This is a genomic window from Paenibacillus sp. NRS-1760 (genome assembly GCF_050467785.1).
In the GTDB taxonomy this organism is placed as follows: Bacteria; Bacillota; Bacilli; order Paenibacillales; family Paenibacillaceae; genus Pristimantibacillus.
The window spans coordinates 213,778-231,107 of the sequence record NZ_JBITPK010000006.1 but is presented as its reverse complement, the minus strand read 5'-3'; the positions used below and the strand labels follow the sequence as shown (position 1 = coordinate 231,107).

Genomic DNA, 17,330 nt, shown 5'->3' with positions numbered 1-17,330 from the left:
CGATGAAATTGTCCACAGGGTTTGATATCAGCGCTTCGGCTCTATCAGCACAAAGACTGCGGATGGATGTAATTTCTTCTAATATAGCGAATGCTGAAACGACGAGAGGCAGTTTTGTAAATGGACAATTCCAGCCGTACAAGCGAAAGATGGTTGTCATTGAACCTCTGCAGCAGTCCTTCTCAAATATGCTTTCTCAGCAAATGAATGAAAACTCCGCTGCTCAAGGAGTTAAAGTTACGAGAATTAAAGAGGATCATTCGCCAAACAAGCTCATTTATAATCCAACGCATCCTGATGCTGATGCAAACGGATATGTAAATATGCCGAATGTGGATGTAACGAAGGAAATGGTAGATATGATTGCAGCTACAAGATCTTACGAAGCAAACGTAACCGCGCTAAACGCTACCAAATCAATGTTTGTTAAGGCACTAGAAATAGGAAAGTAATTGATTAACAATTCCATATGAAGTATTGGGGGAGTAATGATGATACAAGCGATGTCGCTTAGCCCGGTTCAGCCAACAAAACTCATTGAAACTAAATCGGTTCAAGAAGCGACTCCGGCACAATTGACGCAATCATTTGGTCAATATCTAGAAACGGCAATTAATAATGTAAGCGATCAGGAAAAGAACGTTCATAAGCTTAACGACAAATACTTAATAGGTCAGGTTGACGTTTCAAAGGTTTTAATTGCTTCTGAGCAGGCGCAACTAAGTTTGCAGCTTACCTCACAAGTCCGCAACAAAATGGTCGAGGCATATCAAGAAATGATGCGGATGCAAATTTAACCATCATGAAGACCTAGCATAGTATTTGGGTGAGGTGAAAATGTGAACGAGAGAATCGCCCAGTTTCGAGGTAGGCTTACACAATTATGGAGCCAGACGGGCAGAAAACAAAAAATTTGGTTGGGGGCATCTATTAGTGGACTATTGTTAGCAATTATTTTGTTAACGATTGTATTTACGAGAACGGAATACGAAATTGCTTTTCAAGGTTTGGATACAACAGACGCAGCTGCTATTATGACTTACTTAGACGGAAGCGGAATACCTTACCAGCTCAGCAACAATGGGAAAAGCATTTCAGTACCGAGCACAGATGCAGCACGAATAAAAGTAGATGTAGGTTCTCAAGGTTTAGTTCAAAACGGTTCCATTGGTTTTGAAGCATTTAATGCAAGCTCAAGCCAGTTTGGCACAACCGAAAATGAATTCAATGTAAAATATTTGAATGCTTTGAACGGTGAAGTTCAACAGTTACTGAATGCGATGCAAGGTGTGGACAGTTCGAAGGTTTTGGTTAACTTGCCAAAAGAAAGTGTATTTCTTTCTGCAGAAGACGCGGAGCAAGCATCAGCATCGATTATGATGAAATTCGTGTCTGGCTATCGTCCAAGTCAGAAGGAAATCGACGGCTATTACAACCTGGTGAAAACAGCGGTTCCGGATTTGGCAATTAAGGATATTACGATCTCAAGCCCTCAAGGCGAATTAATTTACTCTGATGTTGCTGGCGGAATAGCTAATAATTCAGATGCGGTTGAGTCCCAATTCGTCATTCAGCGGAAATATGAGGCTGAGCTCAAGAAAAATATCCAGCAGTTTCTAGGAACAATCGTTGGAGCTGATAATTTAGTCGTTCAAGTTTCTAGCAGCATGAACTTCGATAAGAAGACATCGCAAGAATCTGTTGTGAAGCCGTTAGACAATAACAACAATAACGGCATTATCATTAGTGAACAGCTGAATAACAGTACTTCGACTGGCAATTCAGGAGACGCTGGCGGTGTTGCAGGAACTGGAGAGACTGACGTACCAGGCTACGAAGCGGCTGCGACGGGCAGCAATTCTTCAGAATCGAACTCGACCATTCGGAATTATGATGTGACTCGAATCAACAACAACATCGAATCCGGGCCTTTTGTTTTGAAAGACCTTTCTATTAGTATCGGCATCGAACAGTCACAAATGAATGATGAAGCAAGCAGAACGGCCATTATGACATATTTGACTGCATTGGTGCGCGCACAACTAGCTGATTCTGGTCAAGATGTAACCAATGACGCATTGATAGAGAAAAAAGTTGCTCTTATTGCAAGAACATTTTCTGGAAGCAGTTCTGCTAAGGACTCAAGCCTTCTATCAACACCTTGGATTATCGGAATTGGTGTTGCTGCTCTTGCTATCATTGGCGGACTAATCTTTATGTTAGCACGCAGACGCAAGAAGGTTGCCGAGGAAGAAATCGAATTGGTTGCTCCAGCTAAAGTGGAATATCCAACTCTTGATTTGGAAAGTGTCAACAACGACAGTCAGGCTAGGAAAAATCTTGAAACACTTGCCAAACGAAAACCGGATGAGTTTGTTAACCTTCTTCGCACATGGCTTGTGGATGAATAGAGGTGGTTCATGTGTCAAAATCAATGCAAGGATTATCTGGTCGACAGAAAGCTGCCATTTTACTTATTACGCTTGGACCTGATGTATCCTCTCAAATATTCAAGCATTTAAGAGATGAAGAAATTGAACAGCTAACACTTGAAATCGCAAATGTCCGTAAAGTGGACAGTAGTGATCGTGAAACGATTTTAAGCGAGTTTCACCAAATCTGTATGGCTCAAGAGTATATCACGCAAGGCGGCATTTCTTATGCCAAAGACATTTTGGAGAAAGCGCTTGGTGAACAAAAAGCTCTTGAAGTTATTAACCGGTTAACGGCAACGCTCCAAGTAAGACCATTTGACTTCGCTAGAAAAGCGGAGCCTACACAAATTTTGAACTTTATTCAAAATGAGAACTCGCAAACGATTGCTTTGGTATTATCATATTTGCAATCGGAGCAGTCTTCGCACATTCTTTCATCGCTGCCGCAAGAGAAACAAGCAGAGGTTGCAAGGCGAATTGCTCTGATGGATAGCACATCGCCAGAAGTCATTTCGCAGGTAGAAAGAGTGCTTGAGCAAAAACTATCCGCAACCGTTACCCAGGATTACACGAATGCTGGCGGTATCGACTCTATCGTTCAAATATTGAATGGTGTCGATCGCGGGACGGAGCGTACGATTCTCGACGCGCTTGAAATTCAAGATCCAGAGCTTGCAGAAGAAATCAAAAAACGGATGTTCGTGTTCGAGGACATCGTCAATATCGACAATCGCTCCATTCAACGAATCATTCGCGATATCGAGAATTCCGATCTTCAGCTTGCGCTTAAAGTGGCAAGTGAAGAAGTTAGAGAAGCCATCTTCCGCAATATGTCGAAGCGTATGGCCGAAACATTCAAAGAAGAAATGGAATTTATGGGACCAGTGCGGCTTCGTGATGTTGAAGAAGCGCAAACACGCATTGTTGCTACGATTCGCAGATTAGAAGAGTCAGGTGAAATCATCATCGCCCGTGGTGGAGGAGACGATATCATTGTCTAATTTGATCAAATCTTCGAGTGTGATTACTCTTGATCAATTGAAGCAGCTTGAATGGCTGCATCAAAGGAATCTTGAAATCAATGAATCGCTGGATCAGGAAGAGGATATGGAACCCGTTCCTGATGAAGAAACGATAACTTTGCGAGATCAAATATTAAATGATGCTCAGCTATATGCAGAAGAGAGACTGCGTGATGCAGCAGAAGAAAGCGAAAAGCTTCTTGCTGAAACACAGCAGCAAATCGATGTATGGTGGCTCGAAAAACGTACGGAAGATGAATCAGCATCAGAAGCATCCAGGCAATCAGGCTATGAGCTTGGTTATGCCGAAGGAGCCGCGCAATCCGAAAAGGAAATGCGTGAGATCTGGGAGCAAAAGCTGGCTGAAGCATCGGATGTGCTAAAAACTGCATTCCAAATGAGAGAACAAATCATTCAGGAAGCAGAACCCTTTCTTGTTGAACTAAGCTGTGCGATTGCCGAAAAAATTATTGGGCAGCAGCTATCTACGGCACCTGAAATGGCAATCGAGCTCATTCGCAAATCATTGTCTAGACGCAGAGAGCAAGGAGTTATTACTCTATGTGTTGCACCTGGGCAGCTTGCATTCGTGCAAGCGGCAAGAGAAGAGCTTCATATGGCCATCGATTCACAAGCGGAATTGCAAATTTTGCCTGACTCGACGGTTAAAGACAACGGTTGTGTCATTCGCTCTTCATTTGGCAGCATAGACGCTCGAATTGACACGCAGCTTGCTGAGATCAAAAAAGAATTAATACATCTTGCTCATCATAGCGGCGAAGAACGAGGTCAAGCCTATGATAGTGAATAATCTAGATGTGCTTAAGTATATCGAGCATTTGCAGCCGCTTGATCCCGTTCGGGTCAATGGCAAAGTCACTCAGGTCATCGGCCTAACCGTGGAGTCAGAAGGACCTGATGCGAGCATAGGCGATGTTTGCTTTATTTATCCTTCCAAAGGCGCAAAGCCTATCAAGGCAGAGGTCGTTGGGTTTCGTGATAATAAAGTAATATTAATGCCTCTCGGTGATCTTCAGTCCATTAGCCCGGGCTGTGATGTTGTAGGTACAGGCAAGCCTTTGACTGTTCAAGTCGGATCAGAGCTGCTCGGTAAAGTGCTCGATGGACTTGGAAATCCGCTGGATGGTTCATTTTTGCCAAGGCGTATGCCGCATTATTCTACTTATAATGAACCAAGCAATCCGCTTAAACGTCCGCGCGTCGTTGAACCACTCGGTATCGGTGTAAGAGCGATCGATGGGCTTCTTACCGTCGGGCGTGGTCAGCGTGTTGGCATATTCGCCGGATCCGGTGTAGGGAAAAGTACACTGCTTGGCATGATTGCTCGCAATACTTCAGCTGATGTTAACGTAATTGCGTTGATCGGCGAGCGTGGTCGTGAAGTGCTCGAATTTATCGAGAAGGATCTTGGCCCAGAAGGCTTGTCCCGTTCGGTCGTTATTGTTGCAACTTCAGATCAGCCAGCACTCATTCGCATGAAGGGCGCATTAATTGCGACATCCATTGCTGAATATTTCCGTGATCGCGGTCTGGACGTTATGTTGATGATGGATTCCGTTACAAGGTATGCAATGGCTCTTCGTGAAGTAGGTCTGGCTATTGGTGAACCGCCTGCTACTAGAGGTTACACACCTTCTGTATTCGCTGCGCTGCCAAAGCTTCTGGAACGTGCAGGGACAGGGCCAACAGGCTCGATAACCGCCTTCTACACCGTTCTTGTTGATGGTGATGATATGAATGAACCTATCGCGGATGCTGTCCGCGGAATATTGGATGGTCATATCGTTTTAAGTCGTCAGCTAGCGCATAAGGGTCATTTTCCTGCCATCGATGTTTTAGCTTCTGTCAGCCGTGTTATGAAGGAAATTGTCACAGAAGAACAGCAAGATGCGGCGAATGAACTGAAAAAAATGCTAGCTACATATAAAGATTCGGAAGACCTGATCAATATAGGGGCGTACCAACGAGGATCAAATGTAGAAATTGATATGGCGCTAGAATTTATTGAACCGATTCAGAGCTACACAAAGCAAAAGACCAATGAAAAGGTGAGCTTAGAGGAAGCGCAAAGTCGTTTAATTAATGACTTCTACAGGAGTTGAATCACGAGATGGCATCGTTTCGTTATACTTTTCAAAAGGTTGTTGATTTAAAATCTAGTGAAAAAACACAGGCGGAATGGATTCTTTCATCGGCCATTGGTGCTCTAGCGGCTGAAGAATTGTCGTTAGAGCAATTGCGTGCGAAGCAGCAAGAATGGGAAAGCAAGCTGCTTGAATCTTCACAGACTGCTGTTCCTTTATCTGAGCTTCAAGTTATTCAGCAATATTTGGACTATTTGGTCACTTGCATTACAAGCAAATTGAAAGATGTGTTGCATGCACAGAAGGCGGTTGAGCAAAGCCGACTTAAGCTTTCAGACAAGATGAAAGATGAGAAAGTGTGGCTTAAAGCAAAAGATCATGCGCGTGATCGGTTCCAGTATGCGATGCAAATCAAAGAGCAGAACGAACTAGATGAGATGGCAAGCGTCCGTTTCATGATACCAACCCCATAAAGTGATGCGTGACACCGGCTAGAGGGAGTGAGTGGAATTGGCGGGTATGGATAATGAAAAGCAAGGCTATAGCACGCTAGAGAGAATTATGTTTTTGATGACACCAATTTTATTCGCAATCGTATTGCTCGGTGTTTTGTACACCTTGTTCAATATTGATTTCCGCAATAAAATGCTGGAAGCCGGAAACTCAGTTCCCTTTCTAAAAGACGTGCTTCCCGAGCCTAAGGTTGCAGGCGGGCCTGGAAATGATGATGCTTTGAAGACAGCGAATATGTCAGCAAAAATTGCAGATTTGCAAACACAGCTTACTGCAATTGAAAGCGAACTGGCAGCTGCGAATCAAACGAAAGCGACGCTTGAGCAAGAAGTAAAGGACTTGGAAAGTGATAACATCCAGCTTAAAGGTGTAAACGATGATCAATTGCTTGAGGATGAGCAGTATCAAGCGAAAATTCAAGAGCTGGCAAGCATGTTTTCCAAAATTACGCCAAGTAAAGCTGCTCCAATCTTGCAAAGTATGACTTTAGATGAAATAGTGCTCGTATTTGCAAATATGCGGCCTGACGATCGAGTGCGCATTATGGAGAAGATGAATCCTCAGACGGCAGCTGATGCAGCGATGAAGCTGAAGGATAACGTGCAGGCAAAGGATTTGCAAATTGCCGCGCTTCAAGCAAGACTTGATTCGCAGAAATCGCCAACAACGAAGCCTGCTTCCTCTGTTCTTGATCAAGAGCAATTAAGTGCAACGTTTACAGCTATGAATGCAAAGAGCGCAGCAGAGCTTCTTATCAAAATGATAGATGTGAGTCCAAGCAAAGTGCTTCGGATATTAAATGCGGTGGACAATCAAACAAGATCATCCATTATTGCAGAAATGTCTGGAATTAATGAAACGACTACAGCAAAAATTGTAGCTAAATTAATGACAGGAAGTTAATGTCTGACCTTAAGTTTTCCCTCTATTTGAAAGGAGGTGAGAAAAATGGAAATAAACATTTCACAAGTTGCTGTAGTACAACCGCAAGCACAAGGAACAACAACGGGACAAGCGAGCGGCAATACAAGCGGAGCAGCGTTTCAGAAAACGTTAGTGCAGCAAATTAATAGCGAAACCGCTGGCAGCACAAGTCAGACACAAGCTGCACCTTTAGTTGCAAACGTATCTAAGGAAGCTATGGCTTTGGTGGATGGCGCTACTGTAGCACCAACATTAACTGACCTCATGTCAATCATCGATGGTTTGCTAGCGCAATTGGATGCAACTAATGGTGAAGACGGCAAGGCTCCTCTTGAAGATGATCAGCAGCTCCAACAGTTGGAAGATGTGCTTGATCAAATGAATGCTTTACTTGCTCTGCTTGGCATTCCAGTGCCTGTTATTCAACAACCGATTGGTCAACCGACTAACGGTGAGGAAGATTCCTCTATTTCATTAGAGGGGAAAAATGCAGTAAATATCAAATCAAGCCTGCAGGATACGTTGCTGCAAATGCAAGTGATGCTGCAGCAGGGAACAACAAAATTGGTTGGACAGCAAGAGCCAACGGTTTTGGTGGCACAACAGCTTAAGGCGTTAACAGCGATTTTGGAAGGCGAGCCGGTGGATACGACTAAGACTCATACGAAATCGACCGCTTTTACACAACAACTGTTTACGGCTCAAAATGTACAGCAAGCAGACGTTAGTACGCTATTGCAACGACTGTCACAGCAAACTGCCCATCCAGCATTATTAACAACTGCAGTTCAGGGTATGGAGCAGGCAATCGCATCAGATGTATCTGACTCTTCTATTGAATTGATTCCGCAAATGCAGCTTGGAACAAACAATCCGGATACAATGCGGACGTTTACTTCTCTTGTTGCTAATGCAGCAGCAGCTACATCATTTGTTGTCGCTGATGAATTTGCCCAATCCATGACAGGTATGATCGTACAGAAATTTGATCTTACAACATTGAATGGCGTTTCAGAAGCGAAGATCATGTTATACCCTGAACATTTAGGGCAAGTAGACGTTAAAATAACGATGCAAAATGGACTTCTAACCGCGATCTTCCAAACGGATACGGCAATGGCCAAGGACATGCTGGATAATCAAATGGCTCAACTGCGGTCAGCACTTCAAGCACAAGGCCTTATGGTAGATAAGCTTGAGGTTTCGCAAGGTCAATCAGCTGCGCAGCTGTTTCAACAGCAGCATGGACAAGGAAGCAACCAGCAGCAGTCATCTAATCGTAATGCTGTGAACACTGACGATACTGTGAATGAGTCTCAATTTGAAACCGAAATGGTTCAACAAGCGACAATTCAGGGTCTTGGATTTGGCAGAGGCATCAACGTTAAAGCGTAGTAGAGTTAGTAGAGGGTTAGAGAGATCGGAGGTGATCGGAAATGGCAGATAGCGTTTCTACTCGCGTAGTTTGGCCGAATTACAGCAAAGAGAATGTACAAGCTGCAGCAAACAAAAAAAACACGGATACGCTTGGAAAAGATCAATTTCTAAGTATTCTAGTTACGCAGCTTCGCAACCAGGATCCTATGCAGCCGCTTCAGGATAAAGAGTTCATCGCTCAGATGGCGCAATTTACTTCTGTAGAGCAGCTGATGAATATGTCCACCGAGCTATCTTTAATGCGTCAAAACATTGGTTCAGCATCCAGCTTGATCGGTAAGACGATTGAATGGAATGAATATGATGATGCTGGTGCAATCAAGACCGCCAAAGGCGTAGTTGATTCCATTATTTCGAAGGATGGTCTCCTTTATGCAAGGGTAGGCGGAGCTGAGATTGCTCTTGATTATGTCAACTCTATCTCGGAAACAACGGGTGAAACACCACCGCCAGAGGATTCTACAGGGGAAGATAACGGCGTAGACAAGAATCCTTCGGATCCAGCTGGCGCTGAGGAAGGGGCTGATAAATAATGAGTGAAGGCATAAAAATCGGTCATATTTTCCCGGTTAAGTCGACACCTCTGCAGCCTAGCAAGACAGTTGCCAATCGTACAGCTCAACCATCTGAATTTCAAGAAATACTTAATGGCAAGGTTTTAAAGTTTAGTCATCATGCCGAGGTTAGAATGCAGCAGCGAGGCATTAACTTGCAACCAGAGTCATTAACCAAAATAATGAATGCGGTCGAAGAGGCTGCATCCAAAGGCGCTCAGGATTCATTAATCGTTTTCCGAGACATTGCAATGATTGTGAATGTCCCAAGCCGTACAGTTGTGACTGCAATGGATGGCGCGCAAATGCGAAGCAACGTATTTACGCAAATAGACAGCGCTATTATATTATCGTAAGGCTGGACCTATCAGGGAGCCTCAAGCTGTGGACCGATTGAAGCAGTTTATGATAGTGCTAACATTTTTTTGAAGCCCATAAGATTTTAATCCATTCCCTAGGAGGAATTACGAAAATGCTAAGATCGATGTATTCGGGCGTGTCCGGTATGCGCGGCTTCCAAACAAAGCTAGACGTTATTGGTAACAATATTGCGAACGTGAACACGGTTGGCTTTAAAGCAGGTCGCGTCATGTTCAAAGATATTTTGAGCCAAACGGTTGCGGGCGTTACCGCACCTGAGGAAGGCGTACGCGGCGGCGTTAACGCAAAACAAATCGGACTCGGCGTGTCTATCGGCTCTATCGATACCGTACATACCGCAGGAAGCGCAATGACAACGAACCAACCGACAGACCTTCGTATTGACGGAGACGGATTTTTCGTAGTTAGAGCGAGCGAAGATTCTGAAATGCTTTTAACACGTGCGGGCAACTTTACGCTTGATTCGAATAGACAGCTTGTTACAGGCGATGGCTACTTCGTACTAAGCGTTGATCAAGAGCCTATCGTACTTGATGAGGCAATTACGGCGTTTTCCATTGGTCAAGACGGAACAATCATGGGTGTAACAGCGGATGGTACGGAAGCCGTTGCACAGCTTGGCGTAGCCAAAGTTGTAAATCCAAGCGGTCTTGAGAAACTGGGCGGCAATATGTACCGTGTTACAGCGAATGCTAATCCGGATGCTTCTATTGAGGATTTCATGACGTTCGCGACTGATCCTGAATTCGGTACAGGCGCAATCATTGCCGGTCAGCTGGAAATGTCTAACGTTGACTTAACTGCTGAATTTACAGAAATGATCGTTGCACAACGTGGTTTCCAAGCGAATTCACGTATCATTACAACTTCTGATGAAATTTTGCAAGAGGTAGTTAATCTAAAACGATAAGTAAGTCATAACGAGCGGGAGGCTTAACGCCTCCCCTAGGTGTGAGGGGGCAACTGATGATTACCGTAACGCGATTGAACGGAACAAAGGTCACAATAAATGCTTTATTAATTGAAATGATTGAAGAATCAGCGGATACGGTGATTACACTTACGACGGGCAAGAAGCTGGTTGTAAAAGAAAAAACAACGGAACTGTTGCAGCTTAATGGGCAGTATCTTCGCACAATTGGCCTTATTGCGGCGGCCCAAAAGAGTGAGCAAACGGAGGGTCCATCGTCATGAAGAAAATGCTACCTTGGTTAATTACGATTTTGTTATCTATAACATTAATCGCCATTGTTTCAATCATCTTGTTCAAGTCGTTTTTTACTGACCCTAAGGAGCAGGCGACGGAGACAAAAACGATTGAGGTTAAAGCTTTATCGGCTGATGAGCGTGTGGCCGTAACTTCTGAATTAAAGGAATTCAGAAGAAATCTGAAAGATCGTGAATATGTCGTTATTTTGAGTTTTGCTTTCCAGCTCGACAAGAAGAAAACAAAAGAAGATTTTGATAAACTGCTTGAGATTGAAGTTCGCCCAATTATTAACCGTGTTATTGCTGATATGACAGCAGATGAGCTGCAGGGTTCTCAAGGTGAAGACGCACTTGAGTCGAAGCTTCTCAACTTAATCAATCCTATTATTCCTAAAGGTAAGTTGATTAAGGTAGAAATCACAGACTTTACACTTGCTCCACTTTAACTGACTACGCAGACATTCCTCGAAGGAGGTGAGATATTTGGTTGATGTTTTATCGCAAAATGAAATTGATGCGCTACTAGCTGCCTTGGATTCCGGTGAAATGGATGCAGAGGATTTAAAGAAGGAAGAAACGACGCGAAAAGTCAGTGTGTATAATTTCAAACGCGCCGTACGTTTTTCGAGGGATCATATTAGAAGTTTGACGCGGATTCATGAAAACTTCGCACGGTACTTGACAACCTATTTCTCAGCACAACTTCGCACATTTGTTCAAATTAATGTCGTGCAGGTCGAGCAATTGCCTTACGATGAATTTATTCGTTCGATACCAAAGATGACGATATTGAAAATTTTTGAAGCGGAGCCGCTGGAAGGTCGTATGGTGCTTGAAGTTCATCCAAACGTAGCGTACGCAATGCTGGATCGAATGTTAGGCGGACAAGGCATAGCGCCATCCAAAATCAACAACTTAACTGAAATTGAAACCATTATTATGGAGAAAATTTTCAGTCGAACGTTTGAAGGCTTGCAGGAGGCTTGGAAAACAGTAATCGATATTTCTCCTAGGCTGGAAGCATTGGAAACGAACCCACAGTTCATGCAGATTGTATCGCCCAATGAAACGATCGCTCTCATTTCATTCAGCACCAAAATTGGCGATACGACGGGTATGATTAACCTTTGTATTCCGCATGTCGTTATTGAACCGATTATGTCCAGGCTGTCTGTTCATCACTGGTTTGTATCGCAGAAGAAAGCTCGAGCGCCAGAGGAAGTTGAAATATTGGAGCAGCGAGTAAATAAAGCGAAGCTTCCTATCGTAGCTGAGCTTGGCGAATCGTCGCTAACCATTCAAGAGTTTCTAGGACTGAATATTGGTGATGTTATTTCATTGAATAAATCAGTTAATGATGGTCTCAACATTAAAGTTGGAGACAAGCTTAAATTCATTGGCAGTGCAGGCTCTGTTAAGGATCGGCTAGCTGTTCAAGTAGATGAGATTGTCACTGAAGGAGTGGAAGAAGATTATGACGAGTAAAGACTATTTGTCACAAGAGGAAATTGATGCATTGCTACGTCAATCCTCCAGTGAGCCGGAACCGGAGCAGCACACTGAAGTCGGAACACAACTTTCAGACTTTTTATCCGATATGGAACAGTCTGCTCTGGGTGAGATTGGAAACATAACATTTGGCAGTGCGGCAACAGCATTGTCAACGTTGCTTGGCAAGAAAGTAGATATTACTACACCACAAGTTACTATTGTAAGAAAAGATGAGCTTGCTGACATTTTCCCTAAGCCTCATGTTGCAGTTAGTGTGCAATACGTAGACGGCTTTCAAGGCATTAATTCACTTGTCATAAAAACAAAAGATGCCCAAATCATTGCTGATTTGATGCTTGGCGGTGAAGGCACCAACATCACTGTAGAAGAGCTTAATGAAATTCACATTAGTGCAGTTCAAGAAGCGATGAATCAAATGATGGGATCATCTGCTACGTCGATGTCAACGATATTTAATCGTTTTGTCAATATTTCGCCGCCGGGCATTGACATTCTAGATGTTAATAACGGTGATGGCATGGAGCATTTGCCACCGGTAGATATGTTTATAAAAATATCATTCCGGCTTACGATTGGAGATCTCATAGATTCAACAATCATGCAGCTGCTTCCCATTCCGTTTGCGAAACAAATGGTTGATATATTAATGGGAGTGGTAGATGATCAGCCAGCTCAGCCTGCTGTTCCAGCGCCTCAACCGGCTGCAGCAGCGCCGGCAGCACAACAAGCTATGGCAATGCAAGAAACGGCTGCAGCAGCTCACTTGAACGCTGTGCCGCCGCAAATGAATATGGCTTCACAGGCGCCTCAAATGCCTTCTATGCCGTATCAAACACCTGCAGCTGGCTACGACATGTCGATGCAGCCGCCGGGGCCTCATACATATGGTCATGCAGCTAGTCGAAATGTTAATGTACAGCCTGTGCAATTTGCTAATTTTGGCAATGCGCCAATTATTCAGCCAGATGAGACAAACCTCAATTTACTTCTCGACATACCGCTTAAGGTCACGGTAGAATTAGGAAGGACCCAAAAGCAGATAAAAGATATTTTGGAGCTGTCGCAAGGTTCTATTATTGAGCTGGACAAGCTAGCTGGCGAACCAGTCGACATCCTAGTGAATAACAAACTGATCGCAAAAGGCGAGGTTGTTGTCATAGATGAAAACTTTGGTGTTCGTGTAACGGATATCGTAAGCCAATGGGACCGCATTCAAAAATTACAATAGCATCCTAGGAGGATAAAAAGATGGCAAACCGCATTCTTATCGTAGACGACGCAGCTTTCATGCGCATGATGATTCGTGACATTTTATCAAAGAACGGCTACGAAGTCGTCGGTGAAGCCCAAGACGGCGCACAAGCAGTTGAGAAGTACAAGGAATTGAAACCTGATTTGACAACAATGGATATTACGATGCCTGAGATGGACGGAATCTCCGCTCTGAAAGAAATTAAAAAAATTGATAGCAATGCTAAAGTAATTATGTGTTCAGCAATGGGTCAGCAAGCAATGGTAATTGATGCGATTCAAGCAGGCGCAAAGGACTTCATCGTCAAACCGTTCCAAGCTGATCGTGTAATTGAAGCGATCAAGAAAACACTCGGATAACGGTTAGACATTATGTTTAACATAGCTTCGCGCATTTCAATGGTGTCTGCTCTTGGGATGGCGATTTGGCCACAATTTGCGGCTGCTGCGGCACAAGGCGGCAGCAGCGCAAACGATGAAGGACAAATGATGTTTACCGGAACAAATGATCTAGCGGGAAACATGATTTGGGTTATCGTATCGCTTGCCATCGTTATCGTATTAATTATTTTAGTCATTAAATGGTTGTCGCAGCGCAATCGCATGTGGGGAACGAATCGATCGCTTCGTTCACTCGGCGGTATTGCGCTAGGACAGAATAACTCGTTACAGGTCGTCGAGATTGCAGGTCGGATTTATATCGTTGGCGTCGGCGAGAACATAACTCTAATTGACAAGCTAGATGATCCTGAGCAAGCAAGTGCTGTTATTTCAGCGCTGGAGCGTCAACAGGAATCGGCTTGGTCAAAGGATTTAGTCTCACAAATACTTAAGAAGTTCAAAGATCGCAACAATCCGAATGGCTCTGATCCTACGAACGAGCAGTGGAACAAGACGTCTTCCTTTCAGGATTTGTTGCAAAATAAGCTTAGTCAGCAAGCTGACCGCAAGCAGCAATTGGAATCGTTATTGCATGAATCTAAATCAAATGAACGGTTGATGGATGATGAAAAATAAGTGGTGGATATCAATCGTTGTTGTTCAATTGCTTGCGATGTTATTACATAATCAAGCATTTGCCGAGCCGTTACCCGACGTATCCATCAATATTGGCAACGGAAGCGGTGACACGCCCGATACTAGCGCATTATCCATTCTTCTATTAATTACAGTACTAAGTATCGCACCAGCGATTATGGTGCTAATGACAAGCTTTACTAGGATCGTTATCGTTCTGGGCTTTGTAAGAACATCGCTTGGAACACAGCAAATGCCACCCAATCAAGTGTTGATTGGACTGGCAATGTTCCTGACCTTCTTTATCATGGCTCCAACGTTCTCACAAGTAAATGATGTTGCATTGCAGCCTTATTTAAAAGGTCAAATCTCTCAAACAGAAGCCTTTAAAGAAGCCTCAATCCCGATGAAAGAGTTTATGTTCTCTCATACAAGGGAAAAGGACTTAATGCTTTTTATGAATTATACGAAAACAGAGAAGCCAGCTTCAGTTGAAGACATTCCGATCACAGTAATAATACCTGCATATGCCATAAGCGAGCTGAAAACAGCTTTTATAATGGGGTTTATGATATTCATTCCGTTTCTAGTCATCGATATGATTGTCGCAAGCACATTGATGGCAATGGGGATGATGATGCTGCCTCCTGTTATGATTTCCTTGCCGTTTAAGATACTGCTATTTGTATTAGTAGATGGATGGTATTTGATCGTAAAATCTTTGTTATTAAGTTTCAACACGTGATACTGCAGGGAGGGACTTTTGATGAGTACTGATTTCATAATCGGGTTGGCCAGCCAGGCCGTATTCGTTGTTTTGAAAGCCAGTGCACCAATGCTCGTTCTTGCTTTGGTCGTAGGGTTACTAGTCAGCATATTTCAAGCAACAACACAGATTCAGGAGCAGACGCTGGCATTTGTTCCGAAAATTGTAGCGGTTTTCGTGTCCATCATCATTTTTGGCCCATGGATTCTAAATACGGTTATCGACTTCACTTACAATCTGCTGAACAATCTTCATAATTACATCGGTTAGGTTGTGAGTGTATGAACGCGATCGTACAGGGTTTCCCTATTTTTTTGTTAATCTTTTGTCGAATAACTGCGTTTTTCGTCGTAGCGCCTGTTTTTTCGTCGCGAGGCGTGCCGAATGTTTTCAAAATTGGGCTCGGATTTTTTATCTCGTTTATCGTTTTCTTAACGTACGGCGTGAAGCAGACGATGGTTCCGGACGCTGAATATATTTTGGTTCTGGTTCGAGAAATATTGGTCGGCGTACTGCTTGGGTATGTAGTCTACTTGTTCTTCACGGTCGTTCAGACCGCGGGAGCCTTAATGGATATGCAGGTTGGTTTTGCAATGGCAAATATCGTAGATCCCCATACAGGTACGTCAGCCCCATTGCTCGGAAATTTTAAATACATGATGATCTTAGTTGTTTTCTTAATGATGAACGGTCATCATTTTTTATTAACAGGCCTTATGGACAGTTATGAATGGATGCCTTTGTCCAATGATTTATTTAGCCGAATAATGAGCGGCAGCATTACTGATTTTTTAACAAGAACATTCGCAAACACGTTTTTGCTGGCCATCCAAGTGTCAGCGCCGTTAGTAGTAGCGATGTTTCTGACGGATGTTGGCTTAGGCTTCTTAACCAAAACCGCTCCTCAGTTCAATGTTTTTGTAATCGGGATACCTCTAAAGCTAATTATAGGCATGATTTTGCTAGTGTTGTTAATGCCAAGTCTTGCTGGCATATTCGAAAGATTGTTTTCCATCATGTTTGATGCTTTGGAGCAGTTATTCGGTATCGTGCAAGGACCGCCGCCTGACGTGAAATAGGAGGAAGCATCCCATGCGAAATTACCGTCTAGAGCTTGATTTGCAGCTTTTCAGTCAAGAGAAGACTGAGGAAGCAACTCCGAAGAAAAAGGATGAAGCAAGAAAAAAGGGTCAAATTGCGAGATCGGCTGATTTACCGGGTTCATTAATATTAATTTTTGTTTTTATGAGCTTCATTATGATGGGCAATTATTTCAAGACACATATCATGATGCTCTTCGGCAATCTGTTTGAAGACTGGCTGTTGATGGATGTTACGACAGGCAACATTATGTCGCTATTCAATGATGTGGCAATTGAAATGCTGCTAATCTTACTGCCAATCTTTGCGGTAACCGTTCTTGTCGGTGTCCTCGGCAACGTTGTACAGTACGGTTTTTTGCTAACCGGTGATCCTCTAAAAATGAAATTAAGCAAATTGAACCCGATCAACGGCTTTAAGCAAATTTTTTCAGCTAAAACAGTAGTCGAATTTTTGAAAAGTGTTTTAAAACTGCTTATTGTAGCAGTGCTTGTATATATGACCATATCCAAAGAATGGAACCGTATATTAGTGCTTGCTAGCTTGCCAATCCAACAAATATTTAGTTTTACCGCGGGTTTAACGATAAAACTAGGTATAGAAATTGGTGTGGTGCTCGCTGTACTCGCATTAGCAGATTTTTTCTATCAGCGTTATGAGCATAACAAAAGTTTGAGAATGTCTAAGCAGGATATTAAGGATGAATACAAAAAATCTGAGGGTGACCCGATCATTAAGAGCCGCATTCGTGAGCGTCAACGCAAAATGGCCATGCAGCGTATGATGCAAGAGGTTCCTAAAGCGGATGTCATCATTACCAACCCTACACACTTCGCTATTGCATTGAAATATGATGCAACCAAAATGGAAGCGCCAAGAATCATCGCCAAAGGGATGGATCATGTAGCGCTTCGCATTAGAGAAATAGCGAAAGAAAACGGTGTTGTGACAATGGAAAATAAACCGCTTGCCAGAGCGCTTTATGAACGAGCGGAGATTGGGGATGTCATACCTCCAGATCTGTTCCAAGCTGTGGCTGAGGTGCTCGCATATGTATATAAGATGAAAGGCCGATTGAAATCATAACACTACGGGAGGTGGAG

General features: G+C 43.4%; 22 protein-coding genes. All 22 read left to right on the top strand.

Annotated features, from left to right (window positions below):
• The first annotated feature begins 2 nt into the window (after positions 1–2).
• Positions 3–452 carry a flagellar basal body rod protein FlgC gene (gene flgC, locus ACIFSR_RS03505; RefSeq protein WP_430054959.1) on the top strand — a complete coding sequence of 150 codons (450 nt, stop codon included), beginning with the start codon at positions 3–5 and terminating at the stop codon, positions 450–452.
• A 36-nt stretch (positions 453–488) separates the two neighbouring features.
• Positions 489–797 carry a flagellar hook-basal body complex protein FliE gene (gene fliE / locus ACIFSR_RS03500; RefSeq protein WP_305953893.1) on the top strand — a complete coding sequence of 103 codons (309 nt, stop codon included), beginning with the start codon at positions 489–491 and terminating at the stop codon, positions 795–797.
• A 42-nt stretch (positions 798–839) separates the two neighbouring features.
• Positions 840–2,411: a flagellar basal-body MS-ring/collar protein FliF gene (gene fliF, locus ACIFSR_RS03495; RefSeq protein WP_430054957.1), complete on the top strand. Its 1,572-nt coding sequence runs from the start codon at positions 840–842 to the stop codon at positions 2,409–2,411.
• Between the two features lie 23 nt (positions 2,412–2,434).
• Positions 2,435–3,436: a flagellar motor switch protein FliG gene (gene fliG, locus ACIFSR_RS03490; protein ID WP_179089844.1), complete on the top strand. Its 1,002-nt coding sequence runs from the start codon at positions 2,435–2,437 to the stop codon at positions 3,434–3,436.
• Positions 3,429–4,268 carry a FliH/SctL family protein gene (locus tag ACIFSR_RS03485; protein ID WP_076269149.1) on the top strand — a complete coding sequence of 280 codons (840 nt, stop codon included), beginning with the start codon at positions 3,429–3,431 and terminating at the stop codon, positions 4,266–4,268. The genes fliG and ACIFSR_RS03485 overlap by 8 nt, the downstream gene beginning before the upstream one ends.
• On the top strand, positions 4,255–5,580 hold the full coding sequence (gene fliI / locus ACIFSR_RS03480; RefSeq protein ID WP_076269150.1) for a flagellar protein export ATPase FliI: 1,326 nt from the start codon (positions 4,255–4,257) through the stop codon (positions 5,578–5,580). Before ACIFSR_RS03485 ends, fliI begins: the two co-directional genes overlap by 14 nt.
• Before the next feature lie 8 nt (positions 5,581–5,588).
• Entirely contained in the window at positions 5,589–6,035 is a 447-nt protein-coding gene (gene fliJ / locus ACIFSR_RS03475; RefSeq protein ID WP_076269151.1) for a flagellar export protein FliJ, read from the top strand.
• A 46-nt stretch (positions 6,036–6,081) separates the two neighbouring features.
• A complete protein-coding gene (locus ACIFSR_RS03470; protein ID WP_339208918.1) occupies positions 6,082–6,978 on the top strand; it encodes a MotE family protein in 897 nt (298 codons plus the stop codon).
• Between the two features lie 45 nt (positions 6,979–7,023).
• Positions 7,024–8,394, top strand: coding sequence for a flagellar hook-length control protein FliK (locus ACIFSR_RS03465; protein ID WP_430054954.1), 1,371 nt, complete (start codon positions 7,024–7,026; stop codon positions 8,392–8,394).
• Between the two features lie 41 nt (positions 8,395–8,435).
• On the top strand, positions 8,436–8,969 hold the full coding sequence (locus tag ACIFSR_RS03460; RefSeq protein WP_339208921.1) for a flagellar hook capping FlgD N-terminal domain-containing protein: 534 nt from the start codon (positions 8,436–8,438) through the stop codon (positions 8,967–8,969).
• Positions 8,969–9,346, top strand: a complete 378-nt coding sequence (locus ACIFSR_RS03455; RefSeq protein WP_339208923.1) for a TIGR02530 family flagellar biosynthesis protein — start codon at positions 8,969–8,971, stop codon at positions 9,344–9,346. Before ACIFSR_RS03460 ends, ACIFSR_RS03455 begins: the two co-directional genes overlap by 1 nt.
• Before the next feature lie 116 nt (positions 9,347–9,462).
• Complete coding sequence (flgG, locus tag ACIFSR_RS03450; protein WP_076269155.1) at positions 9,463–10,281, top strand: flagellar basal body rod protein FlgG; 819 nt, start codon at positions 9,463–9,465, stop codon at positions 10,279–10,281.
• Between the two features lie 56 nt (positions 10,282–10,337).
• Positions 10,338–10,565: a flagellar FlbD family protein gene (locus ACIFSR_RS03445; RefSeq protein WP_054028981.1), complete on the top strand. Its 228-nt coding sequence runs from the start codon at positions 10,338–10,340 to the stop codon at positions 10,563–10,565.
• Complete coding sequence (locus ACIFSR_RS03440; protein WP_076269156.1) at positions 10,562–11,026, top strand: flagellar basal body-associated FliL family protein; 465 nt, start codon at positions 10,562–10,564, stop codon at positions 11,024–11,026. The genes ACIFSR_RS03445 and ACIFSR_RS03440 overlap by 4 nt, the downstream gene beginning before the upstream one ends.
• A gap of 37 nt (positions 11,027–11,063) precedes the next feature.
• Positions 11,064–12,065: a flagellar motor switch protein FliM gene (gene fliM, locus ACIFSR_RS03435; protein WP_430054948.1), complete on the top strand. Its 1,002-nt coding sequence runs from the start codon at positions 11,064–11,066 to the stop codon at positions 12,063–12,065.
• A complete protein-coding gene (gene fliY / locus ACIFSR_RS03430) occupies positions 12,055–13,320 on the top strand; it encodes a flagellar motor switch phosphatase FliY (protein WP_430054945.1) in 1,266 nt (421 codons plus the stop codon). Before fliM ends, fliY begins: the two co-directional genes overlap by 11 nt.
• Positions 13,321–13,340: 20 nt before the next feature.
• A complete protein-coding gene (locus tag ACIFSR_RS03425; protein WP_076269158.1) occupies positions 13,341–13,703 on the top strand; it encodes a response regulator in 363 nt (120 codons plus the stop codon).
• A 57-nt stretch (positions 13,704–13,760) separates the two neighbouring features.
• Complete coding sequence (locus ACIFSR_RS03420; RefSeq protein WP_179089830.1) at positions 13,761–14,360, top strand: flagellar biosynthetic protein FliO; 600 nt, start codon at positions 13,761–13,763, stop codon at positions 14,358–14,360.
• 37 nt (positions 14,361–14,397) lie between these two features.
• Positions 14,398–15,105 (top strand): flagellar type III secretion system pore protein FliP, encoded by a 708-nt coding sequence (gene fliP, locus ACIFSR_RS03415; RefSeq protein ID WP_430055128.1) that lies wholly within the window; start codon positions 14,398–14,400, stop codon positions 15,103–15,105.
• A 21-nt stretch (positions 15,106–15,126) separates the two neighbouring features.
• Positions 15,127–15,396, top strand: a complete 270-nt coding sequence (gene fliQ / locus ACIFSR_RS03410) for a flagellar biosynthesis protein FliQ (RefSeq protein ID WP_054028974.1) — start codon at positions 15,127–15,129, stop codon at positions 15,394–15,396.
• 11 nt (positions 15,397–15,407) lie between these two features.
• A complete protein-coding gene (gene fliR / locus ACIFSR_RS03405) occupies positions 15,408–16,205 on the top strand; it encodes a flagellar biosynthetic protein FliR (RefSeq protein WP_339208927.1) in 798 nt (265 codons plus the stop codon).
• A 13-nt stretch (positions 16,206–16,218) separates the two neighbouring features.
• Positions 16,219–17,313 (top strand): flagellar biosynthesis protein FlhB, encoded by a 1,095-nt coding sequence (gene flhB, locus ACIFSR_RS03400; RefSeq protein ID WP_076269161.1) that lies wholly within the window; start codon positions 16,219–16,221, stop codon positions 17,311–17,313.
• The last annotated feature ends 17 nt before the right edge of the window (positions 17,314–17,330 follow it).